17 protein-coding genes and 1 pseudogene are annotated in these 20,629 nt (G+C 45.5%); 17 read left to right on the top strand and 1 reads right to left on the bottom strand.

Annotated features, from left to right (window positions below):
* Nucleotides 1-66 precede the first annotated feature (66 nt).
* A complete protein-coding gene (putA, locus tag ACYX4M_RS00705) occupies nt 67-3,504 on the bottom strand; it encodes a bifunctional proline dehydrogenase/L-glutamate gamma-semialdehyde dehydrogenase PutA (protein WP_476081459.1) in 3,438 nt (1,145 codons plus the stop codon).
* 221 nt (nt 3,505-3,725) lie between these two features.
* On the opposite strand from putA, the gene ACYX4M_RS00700 reads away from it, so the two are divergent.
* The 17 genes and pseudogenes from ACYX4M_RS00700 (at nt 3,726) to ACYX4M_RS00620 (ending at nt 20,609) form a co-directional block, all read left to right on the top strand.
* On the top strand, nt 3,726-4,172 hold the full coding sequence (locus ACYX4M_RS00700; protein WP_236547194.1) for an Lrp/AsnC family transcriptional regulator: 447 nt from the start codon (nt 3,726-3,728) through the stop codon (nt 4,170-4,172).
* 424 nt (nt 4,173-4,596) lie between these two features.
* Nucleotides 4,597-5,082 (top strand): Fe-S cluster assembly transcriptional regulator IscR, encoded by a 486-nt coding sequence (gene iscR / locus ACYX4M_RS00695; protein WP_474807082.1) that lies wholly within the window; start codon nt 4,597-4,599, stop codon nt 5,080-5,082.
* Nucleotides 5,083-5,100: 18 nt separating this feature from the next.
* On the top strand, nt 5,101-6,267 hold the full coding sequence (locus ACYX4M_RS00690; protein ID WP_476081458.1) for an IscS subfamily cysteine desulfurase: 1,167 nt from the start codon (nt 5,101-5,103) through the stop codon (nt 6,265-6,267).
* Nucleotides 6,268-6,661: 394 nt separating this feature from the next.
* Nucleotides 6,662-8,098 (top strand): Fe-S cluster assembly protein SufB, encoded by a 1,437-nt coding sequence (gene sufB / locus ACYX4M_RS00685; RefSeq protein WP_014950176.1) that lies wholly within the window; start codon nt 6,662-6,664, stop codon nt 8,096-8,098.
* Between the two features lie 3 nt (nt 8,099-8,101).
* Nucleotides 8,102-8,863 (top strand): Fe-S cluster assembly ATPase SufC, encoded by a 762-nt coding sequence (gene sufC, locus ACYX4M_RS00680; protein WP_014977037.1) that lies wholly within the window; start codon nt 8,102-8,104, stop codon nt 8,861-8,863.
* Nucleotides 8,860-10,116 carry a Fe-S cluster assembly protein SufD gene (gene sufD, locus ACYX4M_RS00675; RefSeq protein ID WP_476081457.1) on the top strand — a complete coding sequence of 419 codons (1,257 nt, stop codon included), beginning with the start codon at nt 8,860-8,862 and terminating at the stop codon, nt 10,114-10,116. Before sufC ends, sufD begins: the two co-directional genes overlap by 4 nt.
* The gene (locus ACYX4M_RS00670) at nt 10,113-11,330 is read left to right on the top strand and encodes an aminotransferase class V-fold PLP-dependent enzyme (protein ID WP_476081456.1); all 1,218 of its coding nucleotides are present in this window, start codon (nt 10,113-10,115) and stop codon (nt 11,328-11,330) included. Before sufD ends, ACYX4M_RS00670 begins: the two co-directional genes overlap by 4 nt.
* A gap of 9 nt (nt 11,331-11,339) precedes the next feature.
* Nucleotides 11,340-11,696, top strand: coding sequence for a HesB/IscA family protein (locus tag ACYX4M_RS00665; protein WP_476081455.1), 357 nt, complete (start codon nt 11,340-11,342; stop codon nt 11,694-11,696).
* A 51-nt stretch (nt 11,697-11,747) separates the two neighbouring features.
* Nucleotides 11,748-12,281, top strand: coding sequence for a putative Fe-S cluster assembly protein SufT (sufT, locus tag ACYX4M_RS00660; protein ID WP_476081454.1), 534 nt, complete (start codon nt 11,748-11,750; stop codon nt 12,279-12,281).
* A gap of 54 nt (nt 12,282-12,335) precedes the next feature.
* A complete protein-coding gene (locus tag ACYX4M_RS00655) occupies nt 12,336-12,746 on the top strand; it encodes a SufE family protein (RefSeq protein WP_476081453.1) in 411 nt (136 codons plus the stop codon).
* A 283-nt stretch (nt 12,747-13,029) separates the two neighbouring features.
* The gene (ndk, locus tag ACYX4M_RS00650; RefSeq protein WP_012519000.1) at nt 13,030-13,461 is read left to right on the top strand and encodes a nucleoside-diphosphate kinase; all 432 of its coding nucleotides are present in this window, start codon (nt 13,030-13,032) and stop codon (nt 13,459-13,461) included.
* A 607-nt stretch (nt 13,462-14,068) separates the two neighbouring features.
* Nucleotides 14,069-15,187 carry a dual-specificity RNA methyltransferase RlmN gene (gene rlmN / locus ACYX4M_RS00645; RefSeq protein ID WP_012518999.1) on the top strand — a complete coding sequence of 373 codons (1,119 nt, stop codon included), beginning with the start codon at nt 14,069-14,071 and terminating at the stop codon, nt 15,185-15,187.
* Between the two features lie 24 nt (nt 15,188-15,211).
* The gene (pilW, locus tag ACYX4M_RS00640) at nt 15,212-16,399 is read left to right on the top strand and encodes a type IV pilus biogenesis/stability protein PilW (RefSeq protein WP_476081452.1); all 1,188 of its coding nucleotides are present in this window, start codon (nt 15,212-15,214) and stop codon (nt 16,397-16,399) included.
* Nucleotides 16,400-16,405: 6 nt separating this feature from the next.
* Nucleotides 16,406-17,483, top strand: a pseudogene (locus ACYX4M_RS00635) (RodZ domain-containing protein).
* Between the two features lie 8 nt (nt 17,484-17,491).
* Nucleotides 17,492-18,610 carry a flavodoxin-dependent (E)-4-hydroxy-3-methylbut-2-enyl-diphosphate synthase gene (ispG, locus tag ACYX4M_RS00630; protein ID WP_476081451.1) on the top strand — a complete coding sequence of 373 codons (1,119 nt, stop codon included), beginning with the start codon at nt 17,492-17,494 and terminating at the stop codon, nt 18,608-18,610.
* 82 nt (nt 18,611-18,692) lie between these two features.
* The gene (gene hisS, locus ACYX4M_RS00625; RefSeq protein ID WP_476081450.1) at nt 18,693-19,976 is read left to right on the top strand and encodes a histidine--tRNA ligase; all 1,284 of its coding nucleotides are present in this window, start codon (nt 18,693-18,695) and stop codon (nt 19,974-19,976) included.
* A gap of 12 nt (nt 19,977-19,988) precedes the next feature.
* Complete coding sequence (locus ACYX4M_RS00620; protein ID WP_476081449.1) at nt 19,989-20,609, top strand: YfgM family protein; 621 nt, start codon at nt 19,989-19,991, stop codon at nt 20,607-20,609.
* Nucleotides 20,610-20,629 lie beyond the last annotated feature (20 nt).

Below are 20,629 nucleotides of genomic sequence, written 5' to 3'. Positions count from 1 at the left end.
CCTCTACTTGTTGTTTGTTGTTTGTTGTTTGTTGTTTGTTGTTTTCTTAATTGTTTTAGTTTTAGATTAGCAGGCAATCGCTAGTAGCGATGCGTTCCCTCCTGCTGCAGTTGTGTTAATACAGACGTGTCGCTCAAAAGTACAGCATTTTTGAACGTCTTCTGGCGAAGTTGTGAGTGATAGTATTGCTCCTTCTCGTAGTGATAATGCTTTTCTTATTTCTCTTAATCGATTTTTTTCGCTGTGAGTAACTACCCCGTAAAAGCCACTCAATTTAGTTAAATCGTTTGCTGAAAGAGTGCCATCAATAGCGTTGGCACCTTTTGCGCCTTTACAGATAATAAGAGGTATCGCCCCAGCTTGTTTAACCGCTTGAGACTGACGAACCGCTTCATCGAAATGTTCTCCAAGACACAAAATAACGCCCTTGCCGAATTCTCTAAGTACATTCAATTCGCCTGTAGGTCCTGGCATAGTGGTTTCGTTAAGTATGTGACGATTGTGAGTTTGGCCGAGGCTGTTAATCTTGTTTTGGACGACGTCAAAGGCGAGTGTTTCTTTATCAATGTCGTGAGACGCCAAATTCAGCATGGTAGATTCAGACTTAATGAATTTACTTAGGTAATGTGGTCCACCTGCTTTTGGTCCTGTACCGGAGAGGTTCTCTCCGCCGAAAGGTTGTGAGCCAACGATGGCACCAACCTGATCGCGGTTCACGTAGATATTGCCAACGTTTAGGCTTGATACGAGTTTTTCTACGCGAGAATCGATTCTGCTGTGAATGCCAAACGTTAAGCCGTAACCACTTGCGTTTACGCGCTCTACTATTTGGCCAATGTGCTTTGCTTTAAACTTTGCAACATGTAAGACAGGACCAAAAATCTCAGTCTCAAGTGCATCAATTCCTGATGTTTCTATAACAGTAGGTGGTATAAAGTAACCATCATTTGGCACTTTACCTTCAAATGACACAGCAATGTTGTCTGCGTTTTCGTTTATATAAGTACTTATGGTGTTCAGCGCTTGTTCGCTAATTACAGGTCCAATATCCGTGTCTAAATGCCACGGGTCAGCAACTTTTAATTCATTAATTGCACCGCGTAGCATTGATAAAAAGCTTAGGTAAATATCTTCCTGAATATAGAGCATGCGTAACGCTGAGCAGCGTTGGCCAGCAGATTGAAACGCAGAGCGCACCACGTCTTTTACTGCTTGCTCTAAAAGCGCGGTAGAGTCTACGATCATGCAATTAAGACCGCCCGTCTCGGCAATTAACGGCGCGTCAGGGGCGCAATGCTCAGCCATGTTGCGGTTGATGCGTTGCGCGGTGAGCGTTGAGCCTGTGAAACATACACCGTCGATTTTCGGAGAAGCTGTTAACGTATTTCCGACCGTAGCTCCTTCTCCTGGAACCAGTTGAAATACGTCACGTGGTACACCCGCTTGATAGAGTAACTTTGTGGCAAACCAAGCGGAAATCGTTGTCGTTTCGGCAGGTTTTGCTACAACACCATTTCCACTCGCCAGAGCGGCGGCAACTTGGCCGATAAAGATAGCGAGCGGAAAGTTCCAAGGAGAAACACAAGCAAAAATACCACATGGTTTCGATGTTTTTTGGTTTATCGCTTCCGCCGCATAGTAGCGTAAGAAGTCTACTGCTTCGCGAATTTCAGCGACCGCATCAAACGCATTTTTTCCCGCCTCGCGACAGAGTATGGCAAAAATTTCTCCGCTGTTTTGTTCGAGTAAGTCCGCGGCCCGATTAAGAATTGCACCCCTGGAGCGTACGCCTTGTTCTCTCCAAATGCGGGCACTATCAATGGCTCTGAGCACATCAGACTCATCTGCAAAGACAACTGAACCAATCGCGTCATTATGATTAGCAGGGTTTACAACTTCAAATGATGTCTTGTGAGAAACGTCATGGTTTACCAGTGGGGTAGCCTGCCATTGCGTATTCGAAAATTGGTATCGCAATTCATTGAATGCATCTTGGTCTATGGGCTGAAAGAGATCGAATCCTTTAGAGTTTTTGCGATGTCCACCAAAAATGGCCTCAGGCATAGCAATAACCGATGGCTTAGGGCTCTGAACTTGAGTGAGTGGGTACTGGGTGACTTGTGTTACGGGTACCGATTTATCGACAATCTGATTGACGAAAGATGAATTTGCGCCATTTTCCAGTAGTCGACGCACTAGGTATGCAAGCAGATCTCTGTGTTTACCTACTGGTGCATAGATTCGGCATTTTAGTTGCTCTTTTGATAAAAGGTGGCGGTAGAGACTTTCGCCCATACCGTGAAGACGTTGAAACTCAAAACCCTTTGTATCATCTGTCATTTGTAAAATGGCGGCGACAGTACATGCATTATGTGTTGCAAACTGAGGGTAAATTACCTGTCGCATATCTAAAAGTTTTTTAGCACAGCATAAATATGACGTGTCGGTTGCCGCTTTAGAGGTGTAAACCGGGAAGTTTTTAACGCCATTTACTTGCGCTTTCTTAATCTCCGCATCCCAATAAGCACCCTTAACAAGTCTTACTGTTATTTTGCGAGATAGTCGCGTTGAAAGTTCAAATAGCCAATCTAAAACGTGTGGAGCTGCTTTATTATAGGCTTGAACCACAACACCGAAGCCGTCCCACCCTTCTAAGCTAACATCACTTAATACGTCTTGAATAACCTCAAGCGACAGATCAAGTCGATCAGATTCTTCAGCGTCTATGTTTAGCCCTAAATTGCCAGACTTGGCAAGTTGAGCGAGCTCCAGCACCTTTGGTGTAAGTTCTTCTAGAACGCGATCTTTGTTTATAGATTCATAACGGGGATGAAGAGCCGAAAGTTTTATTGATATGCCCGCGTTTTGATGTATGTCGCAATTTTTAGGCTGCTTGAGCAGGTGTTCAATCGCATTTTTGTATTCAGCAAAATAGCGCTCAGCGTCGTGTTGTGTCAACGCCGCTTCACCCAACATATCATAAGAATAACCAAAGCCAGCTTTAACATTCGCTTGCCCGCGCTTCACTGCTGATGAAATAGATTCGCCTAATACAAACTGATGCCCAAGCTCTTTCATTGCCATTTTTACGGCAACACGAATAGTAGGCGCACCAAGGCGCTTAACAAGTGGCTTAACTTTTTTGGTAATGCGTTTCTGCTCGTTGTTGCTGAGTACTTTCCCAGTTAGCATTAACCCCCAGGTTGCCGCATTAACTAAAGACGAACTAGACTGGCCTAGATGCTTATCCCATTCGGAAGAGGCTATTTTATCTTCGATTAATTCCTCGGCAGTAAAACCATCTGGCACCCGCAGTAATGCTTCAGCCAAACACATCAGAGCGATACCTTCATCCGTTGAAAGACCATACTTTGCTAAGAAGGTCTCCATTAAGCTCGGCTTAACATCATTGCGAAGGTGATGAACAAGCTTTTGTGCATACTCTTTTGTCAGCTCTTCATGGGCTAAAGGCAAAGATAGCTGGTCAACAAGCTTCTTTATCACAACGGATTCGTCTTCTCTGATTGCGTTGCTGATGTCAGTTCTCGAATGTAGTTTGCATACGTCAAGCATACAGTTAGGTCTCGTTAAAGTGATTAAAGTCTGAGCATGATTCTACGCTCTGAGGTGTGGTTTTATTTCCTTAAATTAATCGATTAAGTATGGTTATGCGGCTTTTTTATTGCTATTTTTAGGTTGTTTTGGCTTTAAAAAGGGGTTTTTTAGTGAATTTGGATGCTTATGATAAAAAGATCATCAAGGAGTTATCCTCCGATGGCCGAATGTCCGTAAGTGAATTAGCGGATCGGATAGGGCTTTCAAAAACACCGTGTCAGAATCGACTAAAGCGACTTATAGAAAACGAATACATATTAGGTTTTAAAGCGATTGTTAATCATGCAAAGCTGGATATGGAAATGGTAGCGTTCACAGAAGTCACTATGTCAGATACAAAAGAGTCAGCGCTTGCAGCTTTCAATACAGCAGTCAGCAAAATACCTGAGATAGAGCAGTGTCATTTAATAGCGGGAACATTCGATTACCTCCTTAAAATACGAACTAGAAACATGAATCAATACCGTAAAATATTAGCGGAAACTGTTTCTGTTCTTCCGTTCATAGAGTCGACGTCAACTTATGTTTCTATGCAACCTATCAAAGAGCAAGGGTAAATAAACTTGGTATTACCTTTAAGAAAGCGAGCATTGACGGCAGAGCAACGGCAACATAGAGCAACGAAAGATCAATGCCCCTGCGTTAGGGATACACGGTGATGTGCAGCGCATGGTTCATTCAAATAGTAGTGCTGCGACAGCCAAAGCAGTTCCAAGAGTAAAACATCAGGTTCTGCGCGGGTTACTCCATCAAATAGATACCGTGCAATAACATTGGATAGCAGACAGTATTCTTGCTCATATTCACTTGAATGCAAACAAATAGCGCTTATGTGGTTGGGGCCAAAATGAAACGAAAGCCTTGATGTACAAAAGCGATTACCCGCATCAATAATACCTGACTAGTTTACTGGGTCTTATACTTGACCATTTTAGTCGGGTATGTGAAAATTCCCGCACTACAAAACGGCGGGAGAATCCAATGAAACTCACTTCTAAAGGGCGCTATGCGGTTACCGCAATGCTTGACGTCGCTTTGCATTCAAAGCGTGGTCCAGTGCCTCTTGCCGACATTTCAGAACGACAAGAAATTTCTTTATCTTATCTAGAACAGCTTTTTTCTCGACTGCGTAAAGAGCAATTAGTAGACAGTGTTCGTGGGCCTGGCGGCGGCTACTTATTAGGCCGTGAAGCTAGCAAAATCGCCATAGGCGAAGTCATTCGCGCCGTCGACGAGTCTATTGATGCGACACGCTGCCAAGGACAAGCAGACTGCCAAGGCGGCGATCGCTGTCTCACGCATAGCTTGTGGCAAGACCTAAGTGATCGCATTGCGGCGTTTCTAAATTCAATAACGCTGGGCGAGTTAATGGCAAAGCGTGATGTTCAAGAAGTAGCCGACCGTCAAGACGGAAACGCATCACTTCGTAATATCACCAAAGATATCGAAGTTAGTATTCAACTTTAAATTGGTATTGAGTAACGAATGGCTTTATCAACACCCATTTATTTAGATTACGCAGCAACAACACCGGTAGACCCAAGTGTGGCCGAGGCAATGGCGAAATGCCTAACGCTGGAAGGCAACTTTGGTAATCCAGCGTCTCGTAGCTATCGCTTTGGCTGGATGGCAGAAGAAGCGGTTGATGTTGCTAGAAATCAAATCAGCGACGCGCTTAATTGCGACCCTAGAGAAATTGTTTTTACTTCGGGGGCCACTGAATCGAACAATCTTGCTATAAAAGGCGTCGCCCAAGGTTATGCCAATAAAGGTAAACATATCATTACCGTTAACACCGAACATAAAGCGGTGTTAGATACCTGTGAGTACTTACAAAGCCAAGGCTTTGAGGTTACCTATCTTGAAGTATTGCCAAACGGTTTAATTGATTTAAATGATCTCGAAAACGCGTTGCGCGACGACACTATTTTGGTGTCAGTGATGCATGTAAACAATGAACTTGGCGTTATCCAAGATATTCAAGCTGTTGGCCAGCTTTGTCGTGACAAAGGCGTTCTTTTACATGTTGATGGTGCGCAAAGTGTTGGCAAAATTGCCATAGATTTAGCTGAGCTTCCGGTTGATTTGCTGTCTATATCAGCGCACAAGGCATATGGCCCGAAAGGTATGGGGGCGTTATATGTGCGTCGCCGTCCGAAAATCAATCTGGTGGCACAAATTCATGGCGGTGGTCACGAGCGCGGTATGCGGTCGGGTACACTAGCCACTCACCAAATTGTTGGGATGGGTGAAGCCATCGCGCTAGCCTCCTCAAAAATGGAAGAGGACAGCGCGCGCATATTAGCGCTGCGTGAATCACTGTGGCAGGGCCTTCAGCAGCTCGACGATGTCTATTTAAACGGCCACGCTACGCAGCGTATCCCGGGTATTTTGAATGTGAGCTTTGCGGGTGTAGACGGCGAAAGCTTAATGATGGGCTTAAATGATATTGCCGTATCTTCAGGGTCGGCATGTACGTCAGCGAGTTTAGAGCCTTCGTATGTGTTAAAGGCGATTGGCCGCAGCAACGAATTGGCGCATGCAGGAATTAGATTCAGCGTGGGGCGTTTTACGACCCAAGAAGACATTGATTACGTAGTAAACAAAGTGGTTGATGTAACCACACGACTACGAAAAGCGGTTTCAGCATAAACGCCTATACCGTCGTTGAGCACCCGTTTTTGTAGTAGGCAAAGCGTAGTTAGTGTTAGCGCATTCTCGTTTATTTTCGTGAATGTGGAAGAAAATTAATGCGCGTTTGAAGGAAATTGACCTTTAAGCAGCGTTTAAAACGCGTAAGTGGCCATAAATTAATGGCTGAATATTTGAGTGAAATAGTCGGGTATTATATACTACGGCACCAAAATTTTAGGCTGTCCGCAATATAACTGGCAGTTTCGACAATGCTGTTGGGGAATTACCCAAATAAATTAAGTTGTTGAAGTTGAAAGTCTATATAAATTACCAAGACCGTGGGGTGATTTATTTGCCAGTTAAGTAGAAAGGTTAGTGGCAGCAAATGCAGGCAAACAAGTGAGATCCCAACATGAGTGAACAGATCGAACAGGCGTTAGAAAGAAAGTACGATGCGGGTTTCTATTCAGAGATCGAATCGGAAACGTTTGAAAGCGGCCTGGACGAGTCGGTTATCCGCCGCATATCAGCAATGAAAAACGAGCCTGAATGGATGCTTGAATGGCGTTTGAAGTCTTATCATGCATGGCTAGAAATGGAAGAGCCTGATTGGGCGCATGTCGACTATCCGAAAATCGATTATCAGGCCATTTCTTATTACTCGGCACCAAAGAGTATGAAAGATAAGCCTAAGTCGCTAGATGAAGTTGACCCTGAACTACTTCGCACCTACGAAAAGCTGGGTATTCCACTGCACGAGCAGGAAATGCTGGCAGGCGTAGCAGTAGATGCGGTATTCGACTCGGTATCGGTTGTAACTACGTTCCGCGATAAGCTTGAAGAAGCGGGCGTGATCTTTTGCCCAATTTCTGAGGCAGTACAGAAGTACCCAGACCTTGTAAAGAAATACATCGGCTCGGTAGTGCCGCGCACAGATAACTATTTTGCTGCGCTTAATAGCGCTGTATTTACTGACGGTTCATTTGTTTATATTCCAAAAGGCACACGTTGCCCAATGGAGCTTTCTACTTATTTCCGTATTAACGAAATGAACACCGGTCAGTTCGAGCGTACCTTGATTGTTGCTGATGAAGGCAGCTACGTAAGCTACCTTGAAGGTTGTACTGCACCACAGCGAGATGAAAACCAGCTGCATGCGGCAGTGGTTGAGCTAGTGGCAATGGACGATGCGCAAATTAAATACTCAACGGTACAGAACTGGTACCCAGGTGACGAGAACGGTAAAGGCGGTATCTACAACTTCGTGACAAAACGTGGTGTAGCGCATACTAATGCCAAAATCTCGTGGACACAGGTTGAAACCGGCTCTGCGGTTACGTGGAAGTACCCAAGCTGTGTACTTAAAGGCGACAACAGTGTAGGTGAATTCTACTCAGTAGCGCTAACGCGCGGTCGCCAGCAGGCTGATACCGGAACTAAGATGATCCACGTGGGTAAAAATACCAAGTCGACCATTATCTCTAAAGGTATCTCAGCGGGTAACAGTAACAACGCCTATCGCGGGCTGGTTCAAATGGGCCCTCGCGCAGACGGCGCACGTAACTTCACCGAGTGTGACTCGCTACTTATCGGTGACAAATGTGGCGCGCACACATTCCCGTATATCGAAAGCCGCAACCCTTCAGCCATTGTTGAGCACGAAGCAACAACATCGAAGGTGAGCGACGAACAATTATTCCTGTGTCAGCAACGTGGCTTAGACACAGAAAAGGCCGTTTCTATGATTGTTAACGGTTTCTGTAAAGAAGTATTCAAAGAGCTGCCAATGGAATTTGCCGTAGAAGCCGGCAAGCTGCTCGAAATTAGTCTTGAAGGTTCAGTGGGGTAATCAATGCTTAGTATCAAGAATTTACATGCCAGCGTGGAAGAGAAAAACATCATTAAAGGTCTTAACCTTGAAGTTAAACCTGGTGAAGTACACGCTATCATGGGCCCCAACGGTGCCGGTAAAAGTACACTAGGCTACGTCCTATCTGGTCGTGACGGCTACGAAGTAAGCGAAGGCGAAGCCACGCTTAACGGTAAAGACCTATTAGAGCTTGAAGTAGAAGAGCGTGCCCGTGAAGGCCTTTTCCTTGCGTTCCAATACCCAGTTGAAATTCCTGGCGTAAGCAATATGGAATTCATGAAAGAGTCGGTTAACGCTATGCGCGAACAGCGCGGCGAAGCGCCATTAACTGCTGCTGAGTTTTTGAAGAAAGCAAAAGAAGCGTGTAAGCAAGTACAGCTTCCATTGGATTTCTTGAAGCGCGGTGTAAACGAAGGTTTCTCTGGCGGTGAGAAGAAGCGTAACGAAATCATGCAAATGATTTTGCTTGAGCCAACGCTTTGTATTCTTGATGAGTCTGACTCTGGCCTTGACGTTGACGCACTTCAGGTTGTTGCCGATGGCGTTAACAGCCAGCGCGATGGCGAGCGAAGCTTCATCGTTGTTACCCACTATCAGCGTCTTCTAGACTATATCAAGCCTGACTTTGTACACATTCTTGCCGACGGCAAAATTGTGAAAAGCGGTGACGCGTCACTAGCGCTAGAAGTCGAGAAGAGCGGATATGCATTCCTAGGTAAAGCGTACGAGGAGGCTGAAGCATGAGTCAATGGCTAGAACAGGTCATTGATGCGGCGCAAATCTCCGATTACTTAGCGCCCGTGCGTCAGCAGGCCTTAGAAAAGTTAAAAGCTGATGGTTGGCCAGCCCGTAGAAACGAAAGCTGGCGTTTTACGCCGCTCACGCCTGTAGAAAAGCGTGAAGCGAAACAAGCTGTTCAAGCAGACAGCCTGCCAGTTCCAGCAATAGAAAACCTGAATGCTATCGACTTAATTTTCGTTGATGGTGTATTGGTAACGCAAGTAAACACCTTGAACGTGCCTGCTGGCATGACAATTACGTCGCTCAATACCGATGATTCGGCTACGCAGCAAGCGATCAGCAGTGTTTACGGTCAAGTTAAGCCAACCCGTCATATGTTTGGTTTGGTTAACGACGCGCTTTGCCAACACGGTATATTTATCAATGTTGAAGCAGGCGTAAAAATCGACACGCCGGTACGCATCGTGAACATGGCTTCACAAAATGTAGACGCTCATACGCGCGTGGTAGTGAAAGTAGCAGAAGGCGCAAGTGCTACTGTTATCGAGCAAGGTTTTGGCGATACGGAAAGTTTAACCACAGCGTTTGCTGAATATGATTTGGCGGATGATGCTCACCTAGAGCACTATCGTTTTGCTATGTTTACTGGCAAAGCTAAGCAATTAGGCGGCAGCCACTTTAAGCTTCATAACCGCACTACGCTTAACAGCACTATGGTGGGCTATGGCAGTGAGCTATCTCGTTTAGACGTAGATATTCACCATGCTGGTGAATTCGCTGACGCGAAAATGAACGCTATTTATCTTCTAGCAGAAGGCGAGCTATTCGACCTTCACTCTACCATTGAGCACGCGATGCCTAATGGTACAACAGAAGAAAACGCGCGCGGTATAGTTGGTGACAAGGCCCGTGCGGTATTTAACGGTCGCATTCATATTCATCGTGACGCGCAAAAAACACTTGCTGAGCTTAATAACCGCAATCTATTGCTATCTCGCCGAGGCGTCATTAATACCAAGCCTGAACTAGAGATTTATGCTGACGACGTGAAATGTGCCCATGGTGCGACTGTGGCAGAGATTGAAGAAGAAGCGCTGTATTACATGCTTACTCGTGGTATTTCGCGTAGTAAAGCACTAGTTATGCTGAACTTCGGTTTTATCCAAGAGCTTATCAACGATGTGCCAAACGTAGCAGTACGTGAGTGGCTTGCGCCTATCTTGAGCGAGCGTTTCGCCCAGATGGAGGTGAAATGAGTTTAGACGTTGCAGCACTTCGTGCCCAGTTTCCTATTTTATCGAAAACGGTAGACGGCAAACCGCTGGTATACCTCGATAACGCGGCAACAACGCAAAAACCACAGGCGGTGATTGACGCCTTGGTAGATTTTTACACGGGTACGAACGCAAACGTGCACCGCGGAGCGCATCATTTATCGGATGAAGCCACGCGCCGCTACGAAAATGCACGTACCAGCGTTGCTACGTTTATTAACGCTAACGTTCGCGAAGAAGTCATTTGGACTGCCGGTACCACCGAAGCTATTAATATTGTCGCTAATGGTTTAAGTCAGCTACTTACTGAAGGCGATGAAGTGATGGTGACCGAGCTGGAGCACCACGCTAACTTAGTGACTTGGCAGCAAGCTTGCCGCCGCTCGGGGGCAACGTTAAACGTTGTGCCTATTTTCGATAATGGTGAGCTTGATGTTGAAGCGTTCGACAGATTGCTGTCTGAAAACACTAAGCTGGTGGCTTTTCCCCATGTATCGAATGCGTTAGGCACGGTTAACCCAATTAAGACACTTACCCAAAAAGCGAAAGCAGTTGGCGCATGGGTGCTGGTTGATGGCGCACAAGGCATTGCTCACGGCGGTGTTGATGTACAAGACATTGGCTGTGATTTTTACGCATTTTCAGGCCACAAGCTATTCGGCCCAACTGGCATTGGGTGTCTGTGGGGCAAAAAAGAAGTGCTTGAAACCTGGCCAGTATGGCAGGTAGGCGGCGAGATGATCAAAGATGTGACTTACCATGAAGCCACATGGGGTGCATTACCAAACCGCTTAGAAGCAGGCACGCCAAACATTGCAGGTGCGATAGGTATGGGCGCCGCAGTAGATTGGTTTAGCGCCCTTGATATTAATGCGCTGCACGCGCATGAGCAGAAGCTACTTGCTTACGCTACCGAGCAAGCCGAAGCGCTTGACGGCATGCGTATCATTGGTACTGCTCCTAATAAAGTAGGGGTGCTGAGCTTCCTACTTGATGGCGCTCACCCTGCGGACGTAGGCTTCATTCTGGATAGACAAGGCGTGGCAATTCGTACCGGTGATAACTGTGCACAACCGCTAATGAAACGCTTTGGTATTCCGGGTACTGCCCGTGCGTCGTTCTCAATTTATAATACGCTTGAAGAAGTAGACAGCTTGTTCGCTGCGCTTAAGAAAGCAAAAATGATGTTGGCCTAAGGAGGCATTATGAGTGTTGAAACTTTCGTACCTAGTACAAAGCTCATTACGCTAACTGACAGTGCCGTTAAGCATTTCGAAAGTAAGCTTAAAGACAAGCCTGGTCAGTTAATTCGTTTATCAACAAAAGTAAGCGGCTGCACCGGTTATGCTTACGTGCTTGATTTCGCTGATGGCGCACAATCAGGGGATGAAATTGTAGAGATTTCTCCTATTGTAAATGTGGCTGTCGCAGCCGATGCAACAGACCTTTTGCGTAATACAGAAATCGATTACGTGACTGAAGGTGTGAATGGCGTCATCAAGTACAACAACCCTAACGTGGTTGATGAATGTGGGTGTGGCGAGAGCTTCAACGTGGGCTAAAGCCTGCGTTCATAGCCCACAACGAGTATTACCAAGAGTACAAAGTCGTATATGAAGCAAAAAATGGTGACCACCGAGCGCGAATGTAAGGCGCGTTTGGTTCCTGCAGGCAATCCCACCGTTATACCCGAAGGTGAGTTTGTTAATATCACGCAAGAGCTAGGTGGTAACTACACCGTGACTTGGCGTGGTAATATGTATCGAATTGATGGTACAGATGCTGGTGCTATTGGCCGTAAAGCCATGATGCTAAGCTTTGACGCGCCAGAAGATGGCAACATTAGTGAGCAGCAAGTGTGGGATGCTTTAGAAACTATCTATGACCCAGAAATCCCCATCAACCTAGTATCGCTCGGCCTTATCTATAGGGTGGATATTGACCAAGCATCTAGAGCTGTAAATATCGATATGACGCTTACAGCACCGGGCTGTGGTATGGGGCCAGTTTTAGTAGGTGATGTGGAATATCGTGTGGCTATGGTTCCTCATGTTAAAAACGTGAACGTTGAGTTGGTTTTCGACCCAGCTTGGTCACGAGACATGATGAGTGAAGAAGCACAGCTTGAAGCGGGTTTGTTCTTTTAAGCGGTAGATGAGCCGCCTACCTATAATTATTTTTACACAATTACGGAAATAGCAATGCAACTACCTAGCAGTGACGAAATTATTGATGATTTAGCGTTCTTCGACGATTGGGAACAGCGTTATCAGTACATCATTGATTTAGGGAAATCTATTCCGGGCTTGCCTGAAGATGCTAAAACTCCCGAGCGTTTGGTCAAAGGGTGTCAGAGCAGCGTGTGGCTGGTTGAGTCTTACGACGGTAACAAAGTCAACTTTGATGTCGACAGCGATGCAGTTATCGTTCAAGGCCTTCTTGCGTTAGTTCTTGCCGCTTATAATGACAAAACGCCTAAGGAAATTTTAGCGTTTGATATCGACGGTTACTTTGAAGCGCTAGATCTTGAGCGTCATATTACCCCAACCCGAGGTAACGGTTTACGGGCTATAGTGGGTAAAATTCAAGAGCTTGCAAAAGCTAACGTCTAAAACCTAGTACTTTATCGATGGGTTAGTCATCTCACTTAACGTTCATCACCGATAGCAGCCACAGTAAGTGCAGATATTATTGCTTTAAAATATCTGCCTTCACAAAATAATGTATACTCTGTCATCATATTGTCACAGCTAGCGGGTTAATCTGACGCTACATTGCAAGTAAAAACAATACGTTACGCCGAATTTAAAAAGGCGCTGGTCAAGCCGTTATTAATTGCCTATAATTCGCGGCCAAAATTTAAAGATACATACACTATTTGTTTGGAGAGAGAACATGGCTCTTGAGCGTACTTTTTCGATTATCAAGCCTGATGCGGTAGCTAAAAACGTAATCGGTGCAATTTACAACCGTTTCGAATCTGCAGGTCTTCGCATCGTGGCGTCTAAGATGATCCACATGAGCAAAGAGCAAGCAGAAGGCTTCTATGCAGAACACAAAGAGCGTCCTTTCTTCGGCGCACTTGTAGACTTCATGACGTCTGGTCCAGTTATGGTTCAAGTACTAGAAGGCGAAAATGCAGTTCTAGCTAACCGTGAAATCATGGGCGCAACTAACCCAGCTGACGCAGCTGCAGGTACACTTCGTTCAGACTACGCTGCGTCAATCGACGAAAACGCAGTTCACGGTTCTGACGCACCTGAGTCAGCAGCACGTGAAATTGCTTACTTCTTCTCTGAAGAAGAAATCTGCCCACGTACTCGCTAAGATTACGTATGTAGATAAACGGGGCTATAAGCCCCGTTTTTTGTTTCTGAGCGCCTGAGCACGCTTTATGCTGCTTTGCTCGGCGCTCATTTAGGCAAGCTAAACCACGCTTCTCGCGCATTGCCTAAAGCGCGCTCAGATTCTCAGAAGATAGATACACGCTTTATGCTGCTTTGCTCGGCGCTCATTTAGGCAAGCTAAACCACGCTTCTCGCGCATTGCCTAAAGCGCGCTCAGTCACTCAGAAGAAAGATGCACGCTTTATACTGCTTTGCTCGGCGCTCATTTAGGCGAGCTAAACCACGCTTCTCGCGCATTGCCTAAAGCGCGCTCAGATTCTCAGAAGATAGATACACGCTTTATGCTGCTTTGCTCAGCGCTCATTTAGGCGAGGTAAACCACGCTTCTCGCGCATCGCCAAACTTAACGTTTCTCTGCGTTAAATCGGCTTTTTCTCAAATCTCATCTGTGGTAAAATCCGCGCAAATTTTAATCAGCGTATTTGTTTTTCTTAAATGTCGCTTAAGGCATAACCGAATCGCTGGTTTATACACCATATTCAGCAGTCAGAGGGGCACCCCTCGAAGGTAAAAGGGTCATCTTATTCATGGCAAAAACTAACTTATTAAACTTAAATCGCGAAGGCTTGCGCAATTTCTTTAAAGAAATGGGCGAGAAGCCATTTCGTGCCGACCAGGTAATGAAATGGATTTACCAGCACGGTGTTAGCGATTTCGAGGAAATGAGTAACCTCAACAAAAACCTTCGCGCGATGCTGATTGAAAATTGTGAGATTAAAGCGCCTGAAATTGCTTACTTTCAAGAAGCGAGCGACGGCACTATTAAGTTTGCACTTACCCTTGAAGGCGGTCAGGAAGTTGAGTCAGTTTGGATCCCTGAAACTGATCGTGCGACTTTATGCGTATCTTCACAAGTAGGTTGTGCCCTAGAGTGTACCTTCTGTTCAACGGCGCAACAGGGTTTCAACCGTAACCTGAGCGTGAGCGAAATTATTGGTCAGGTATGGCGTGTAGCTACTTTCCTTGGTCTATCAAAAGATTCAAGCAAACGCCCAATTACCAATGTAGTAATGATGGGTATGGGTGAGCCGCTTCTGAATCTCAAAAACGTAGTGCCGGCCATGGATATCATGCTAGACGACTTTGGCTTTGGTTTATCTAAGCGCCGCGTTACGCTAAGTACATCTGGCGTTGTACCTGCACTTGATATGCTAGGCGATCAGATTGACGTGGCACTTGCTATTTCACTACATGCGCCCACCGACGAACTGCGTAATGAAATTGTACCGGTTAATAAAAAATACAATATAGAAGCCTTCTTGGCAGGCGTACGTCGTTATCTGGCTAAGTCTAAAGCTAACCAAGGTCGCGTGACGGTAGAATACGTTATGCTTTCAAACATTAATGACAGCACAGAACAAGCGCATCAGCTGGCTAAGGTATTGAAAGACACCCCTAGTAAAATAAATTTAATACCTTTTAATCCATACCCGGGTTCGCCATACACATGTTCTAGCAATTCGCGCATTGATAGATTCTCAAAAGTGCTTATGGAATATGGGTTTACGACAGTTGTGCGTAAAACTCGTGGCGATGATATTGACGCGGCATGTGGTCAATTAGTGGGCGATGTAGTAGACAGAACGAAAAGATTGTTAAAAAAACAGGTGAAGGGTGAAGCAATTTCAGTAAAAATGGCCCAATAATCATTAAGATAATAGGGTAAGACTATGGTTGCAGGATTGCGAACTTCACTTAGAGTTGGATTATTAAGCGCGGTAATACTCGCTGCTGGTTGTGTTAGCAACGGTCAGTCAGGCATGTATGGTGGTAACTTCGATCACGAAGAAGCCGCCAAAACGCGTATGTCTCTTGGTCTTACCTACCTACAAAATAATAACTACACGCAGGCGAAAAAGAACCTCGACAAGGCGCTTGAGTTTAACCCTCGCTCCGCAGATGTACAGTACGCTATGGCATATTACTATCAGCTAGTAGGTGATAACCTGAGGGCTGAAGAGTTTTACAAAACTGCTATTGACCTAGCTCCCAACAATGGTGATATTGCCAACAGTTATGGGGCATTTAAGTGCCAAAATGGCGATTACGAAAAAGCCAAAGCGTACTTCTTTGAAGCGATTAATAACCGTCTGTATGCGAACGCAGCGCAAACCTACGAAAACTTGGCCTTGTGTGCTCAAAGCCAAGGGAAGCTCGATGAGGCAATTGGTTACTTTGAAGATGCTTTGCAGCACCAACCAGCCCGAGGTAAGACGTTATTTTTGCTTAGTGAACTCTATATAGTGTCACAACAGTGGGACCTAGCTGAATCAACACTTCAAAAGTACCAAAGGGTTGCGAAGGTTACACCAGATTCTTTGTGGTTGTCTTACGAGATTGCCAAAGGCAAGGGTGATGTGGAAAAGGCCGCGGGGTATGGCGATATGATGTTATCGCTGTTTCCTGAAAGTGAACTCACGAAGCTATATACAGTCCAGCGGGAGCGGTTACAAAAGAAAATCGTAAAAACCTCTAAGGCTTCTAATAATGCAGAAAAGGCACAAGAGGTCACTGTTGAACAAGCAACTAAAGAAAAAGCCCCGCAGCAAACTAGCGAAATAGCGAGTGAGTCTGCGTCTTTTAATGAAGACGCAATTAACCAACCAATTCAGGAGACAAGCGTTAAGCAAAAGCCTGTCGCCTCAGTAGCAGATGAAGGTGACGAGAAAAACACTGAATTATCTGAGAATAACGATAAATTCCATGTAGTAAAAGAGGGTGAAAACTTATATCGTATTTCTTTATTGCACAATATAAGAATGGCAACACTGCAAAAGTGGAATAACCTAGAGAATACTGGCGCTATTATTGCTGGTCAGACGCTTTGGTTAGTACCACCAAGTATGCAGGAGGAATAAGGTTTAATGGTGTCAGAAGAAAACGCGAATAAAGAAGTAACTTCGCAACATCAAGAAAATGCGCCAAGCCCAGGGGCAATGCTTAAAGCACGTCGCGAAAAGCTAGGTTTGTCTCAGCAAGATATTGCCGATAAATTGTTTTTAAAGGCTCAACAAATCAATGATTTAGAAAGTGATGTAATTGATGAAAACTCTTCAGTTACTTTTACTAAAGGCTACGTCAGGAATTATGCCAAACAATTGGGAATGAATTCCCATGAGGTTATAGAGGCGTTTGAACGTTTCCATAATCAAACATCAGTGCCTTCCTCGGAAAAACTACAGAGTTTCTCTAAACGTGTCGCAAAACAGACACACGATGACCGTTGGATGATGGTGACGTATGCAATCTTACTTCTCATCATCGCGGGGGTTGTCGTGTGGTGGTATCAACAGCCAAGCGACGATGCCGTTTCTGAACTGCCTTTAAATGAGGCTGTAAAGAGAGAGGCGGCAAACACACCAATTTCTTCAGAAAATGGGGCTGCAACGGGAGATATAGGCGGTGCTAACTCTTTCCAAGGCGACGCGTCTGACACATCACTAACGCAAGAGCAGGATTCATTTCAAACGAATAATGCTTCTGATGCAGGCTCCGATGACGCTGCCAAAGTAGGTGAAAATAGCGATGTTAGTGACCAGAGTAATGGTTTTACCCAAGGCGGTGACCTAGACGATGGGGCCATTTCTTCTCCTGATACTGCAGTTGATGACAGTAACAACCTAACCGCACTGGTAAATGCGTCAGATAGCGATAATGATTTGTTAGCCGAAAGCTTCGTTAGACACTCAAGCTGACGCGGCGCCAATATCGATGGTTTTCACCTTTGACGATGACTGCTGGGTTAATATTAAAGATGGTACCGGTGAAGCCATTGCTTACGGGGTAAAACAAAAAGGTCGTGTAATGGAAATTCAGGGCGTTCCTCCTGTTGAAGTTACGCTCGGCGCACCGGATAATGTGCGCATATCAGTTAACGGCGACGCTGTTGATATTTCTCCATATCAAAATGGCAGAACAGCTCGCTTTGTACTTCCTTTATAGGTAATTAGATGTTTGCAGAAAGCCCTATTAAGCGCAGAAAGTCTACGCGCATAAATGTAGGTAACGTTCCCATAGGTGATGGCGCTCCCATCGCTGTTCAATCTATGACAAATACCCGCACCACTGATGTTGCTGCGACTGTTGATCAAATAAACCGTATTGTTGCTGTGGGCGGCGAAATAGTTCGTGTATCAGTTCCTACAATGGAGGCTGCTGAAGCCTTTAAAGAGATTAAGCAACAGGTAAGTGTGCCACTCGTTGCAGACATTCACTTTGACTATCGCATTGCGCTTAAAGTAGCGGAATACGGTGTGGACTGCCTGCGCATCAATCCGGGAAATATCGGTAACATGGAGCGAGTGCGTTCGGTTGTTGATTGTGCAAAAGACAAAAACATCCCTATCCGAATTGGTGTAAACGGTGGCTCGTTAGAAAAAGATTTACAAGAAAAGTACGGTGAACCCACGCCAGAAGCCCTTGTCGAGTCGGCTATGCGCCATGTAGACATTTTAGATAAACTCAATTTTGACCAGTTCAAAGTCAGTGTTAAAGCATCGGATGTTTTTCTTGCCGTCGGCGCATATCGCTTGCTGGCGCAACAAATTGATCAACCTCTACACTTAGGTATTACTGAAGCTGGCGGACAGCGCGCAGGTGCCGTTAAGAGTGCGGTGGGGCTAGGCATGCTTTTAGCCGAAGGCATCGGCGATACCCTTCGTGTTTCACTGGCGGCCGACCCAGTAGAAGAGATAAAAGTAGGCTTTGATATTTTGAAGTCACTTCGCATTCGCTCTCGCGGTATTAACTTTATAGCGTGCCCGAGCTGTTCTAGACAAGAGTTCGATGTTATTGGCACCGTAAACGCACTAGAGCAACGGCTAGAAGATATTCTTACTCCAATGGACGTGTCTATCATTGGTTGTGTAGTAAACGGTCCTGGCGAGGCCGAAGTGTCTGATTTGGGCCTTACTGGCGCGCGCAATATGAGCGGTCTTTACGAAGACGGAAAGCGCGTAAAAGAACGCCTTCCAAACGATGATTTGGTCGACAAGTTAGAAGCCAAAATTCGCGCCAAGGCATCACGCATGAGTGAGCAAAACAAAATTCAGGTCTCGGTAAAAGACTAAGAGAATTTTTGTTCATTGTTGTTTATTCCCAAAGCCCCTATAATGCGGGGCTTTTCACTATTTAGCAGTATGAGAATTTCACGTGGCTAAAACTATTCAGGCAATTCGAGGCATGAATGACTGCCTACCGGAGATTTCCGGTACATGGCAGAAGGTAGAATCTGTACTTCGTCAAGTGGTGGCGAGCTACGGTTACCAAGAAATACGTACTCCCATCGTTGAAAGCACTGACCTATTCAAACGTTCTATCGGTGAAGTTACCGATATCGTTGAAAAAGAGATGTACACCTTCGAAGATAGAAATGGCGATAGCTTGACGCTGCGCCCTGAAGGAACCGCAAGTTGCGTACGTGCAGGTAACGAACACGGTTTATTATACAACCAGCAGCAGCGCTTGTGGTATATGGGGCCCATGTTCAGGCACGAACGTCCACAAAAAGGTCGCTATCGCCAGTTCCATCAATTTGGTGTAGAAACCTACGGCATGGACGGCCCTGACATCGATTTGGAAGTTATTCTTCTTAGCGCACGTTTTTGGAAAGCGTTTGGCATCGATCAGCATGTAAAGCTACAAATAAATACTTTAGGTTCAAACGAAGCGCGTGCGGCTTATCGCGATACGCTGGTTGAATTCTTAAAAGAACGCGCAGACCAACTTGACGAAGATTCGTTACGTCGACTTGAAACGAACCCACTTCGGGTACTCGATTCTAAGAACCCTGATGTGCAAGCAGCTATAGCCGATGCGCCAGCGCTAATCGATCATCTTGATGAAGAATCAAAAGCACATTTTGATACGCTCTGTGCACGCTTAACCCAAGCTGGTATCGAGTTCGAAATAAACCCTCGCCTAGTACGTGGGTTAGATTACTACAACCGTACAGTGTTTGAATGGGTTACCGATAGCCTAGGTGCACAAGGTACAGTATGTGCTGGCGGTCGTTACGATGGCTTAGTTGAGCAGTTAGGCGGTAAAGCTACACCTGCGGTTGGTTTTGCTATGGGCATTGAGCGTTTAGTGCTGTTGTTGACAACACTTACAGAAGAAGGTCAGGATACGAGCTTCGCTGACATATATGTCACGGCAATGGGTGACGATGCACAGTCTTACGCAATTGAAGTGGCGGAACATCTACGAAATACCCTTCCTAATACGCGCGTAATGATGCATTGTGGCGGCGGTAACTTTAAGAAACAATTGAAGCGTGCAGATAAAACAGGAGCACGTTTAGCGCTGCTTTTAGGTAATGATGAAATGCAGTCTCGCGAAGTCGGTGTTAAACCACTGCGCGACGGTCAAGAACAAGTTACGGTCAGCTTTGATGCCTTATCTGGTAAGGTTGCAGAGATGCTGAGCGCAAAATAAAAAGAGGACATCATGGAACAGTTCGCAACAGAAGAACAACAAGTAGAAGCGATTAAGCGTTTTTGGAAAGAGCACGGTACAGCTATTATCGTCGGCGCTGCGCTAGGTTTAGGCGGCTTATGGGGCTGGAGAGCGTATTCTGAAGCGCAAATTGAAAATAAAGAAGCTGCATCGGTTGCGTATCAAAATGCGGTAGAAACATTTGGCACCGAAGGAAGTGACGCGAAAGTTAAGGCCTTCATCGAAGAAAATAAAGATAGCGGGTATGCGAGTATTGCCAGCCTTCTTGCGGCTAAGCAAGCGGTAGATGCAGGCGATTTAGATGCTGCTGCTTCGCACCTAAATAGCGTTGTTACCTTTGCTGAAAACGATGAAATGAAGGTGCTAGCGTCGCTTCGTTTGTCTCGGGTGCAAATTGAAATGAACCAGCTTGATGCGGCGTTGTCTACGCTTAGCAATGTTACTAACGACGCATTTACAGCAGAGGTTTCTGAACTAAAAGGCGATGTGTATCAAAAACAAGGCAAGTTTGACGATGCTCGTTTAGCTTATTCAAATGCGTTAGAAAAAAATGCCAACAATCCGCTTTTACAAATGAAGTTAGATAACCTGTCGGTTTCTGCTGCACAGTAAGCGATGCCCACTGGGCTGGT

The sequence above is a fragment of the Alteromonas sp. ABV4_150 genome, from assembly GCF_056311745.1.
The sequence above is the reverse complement of the archived record's forward strand: the minus strand, read 5'-3'. Positions and strand labels throughout refer to the sequence as shown.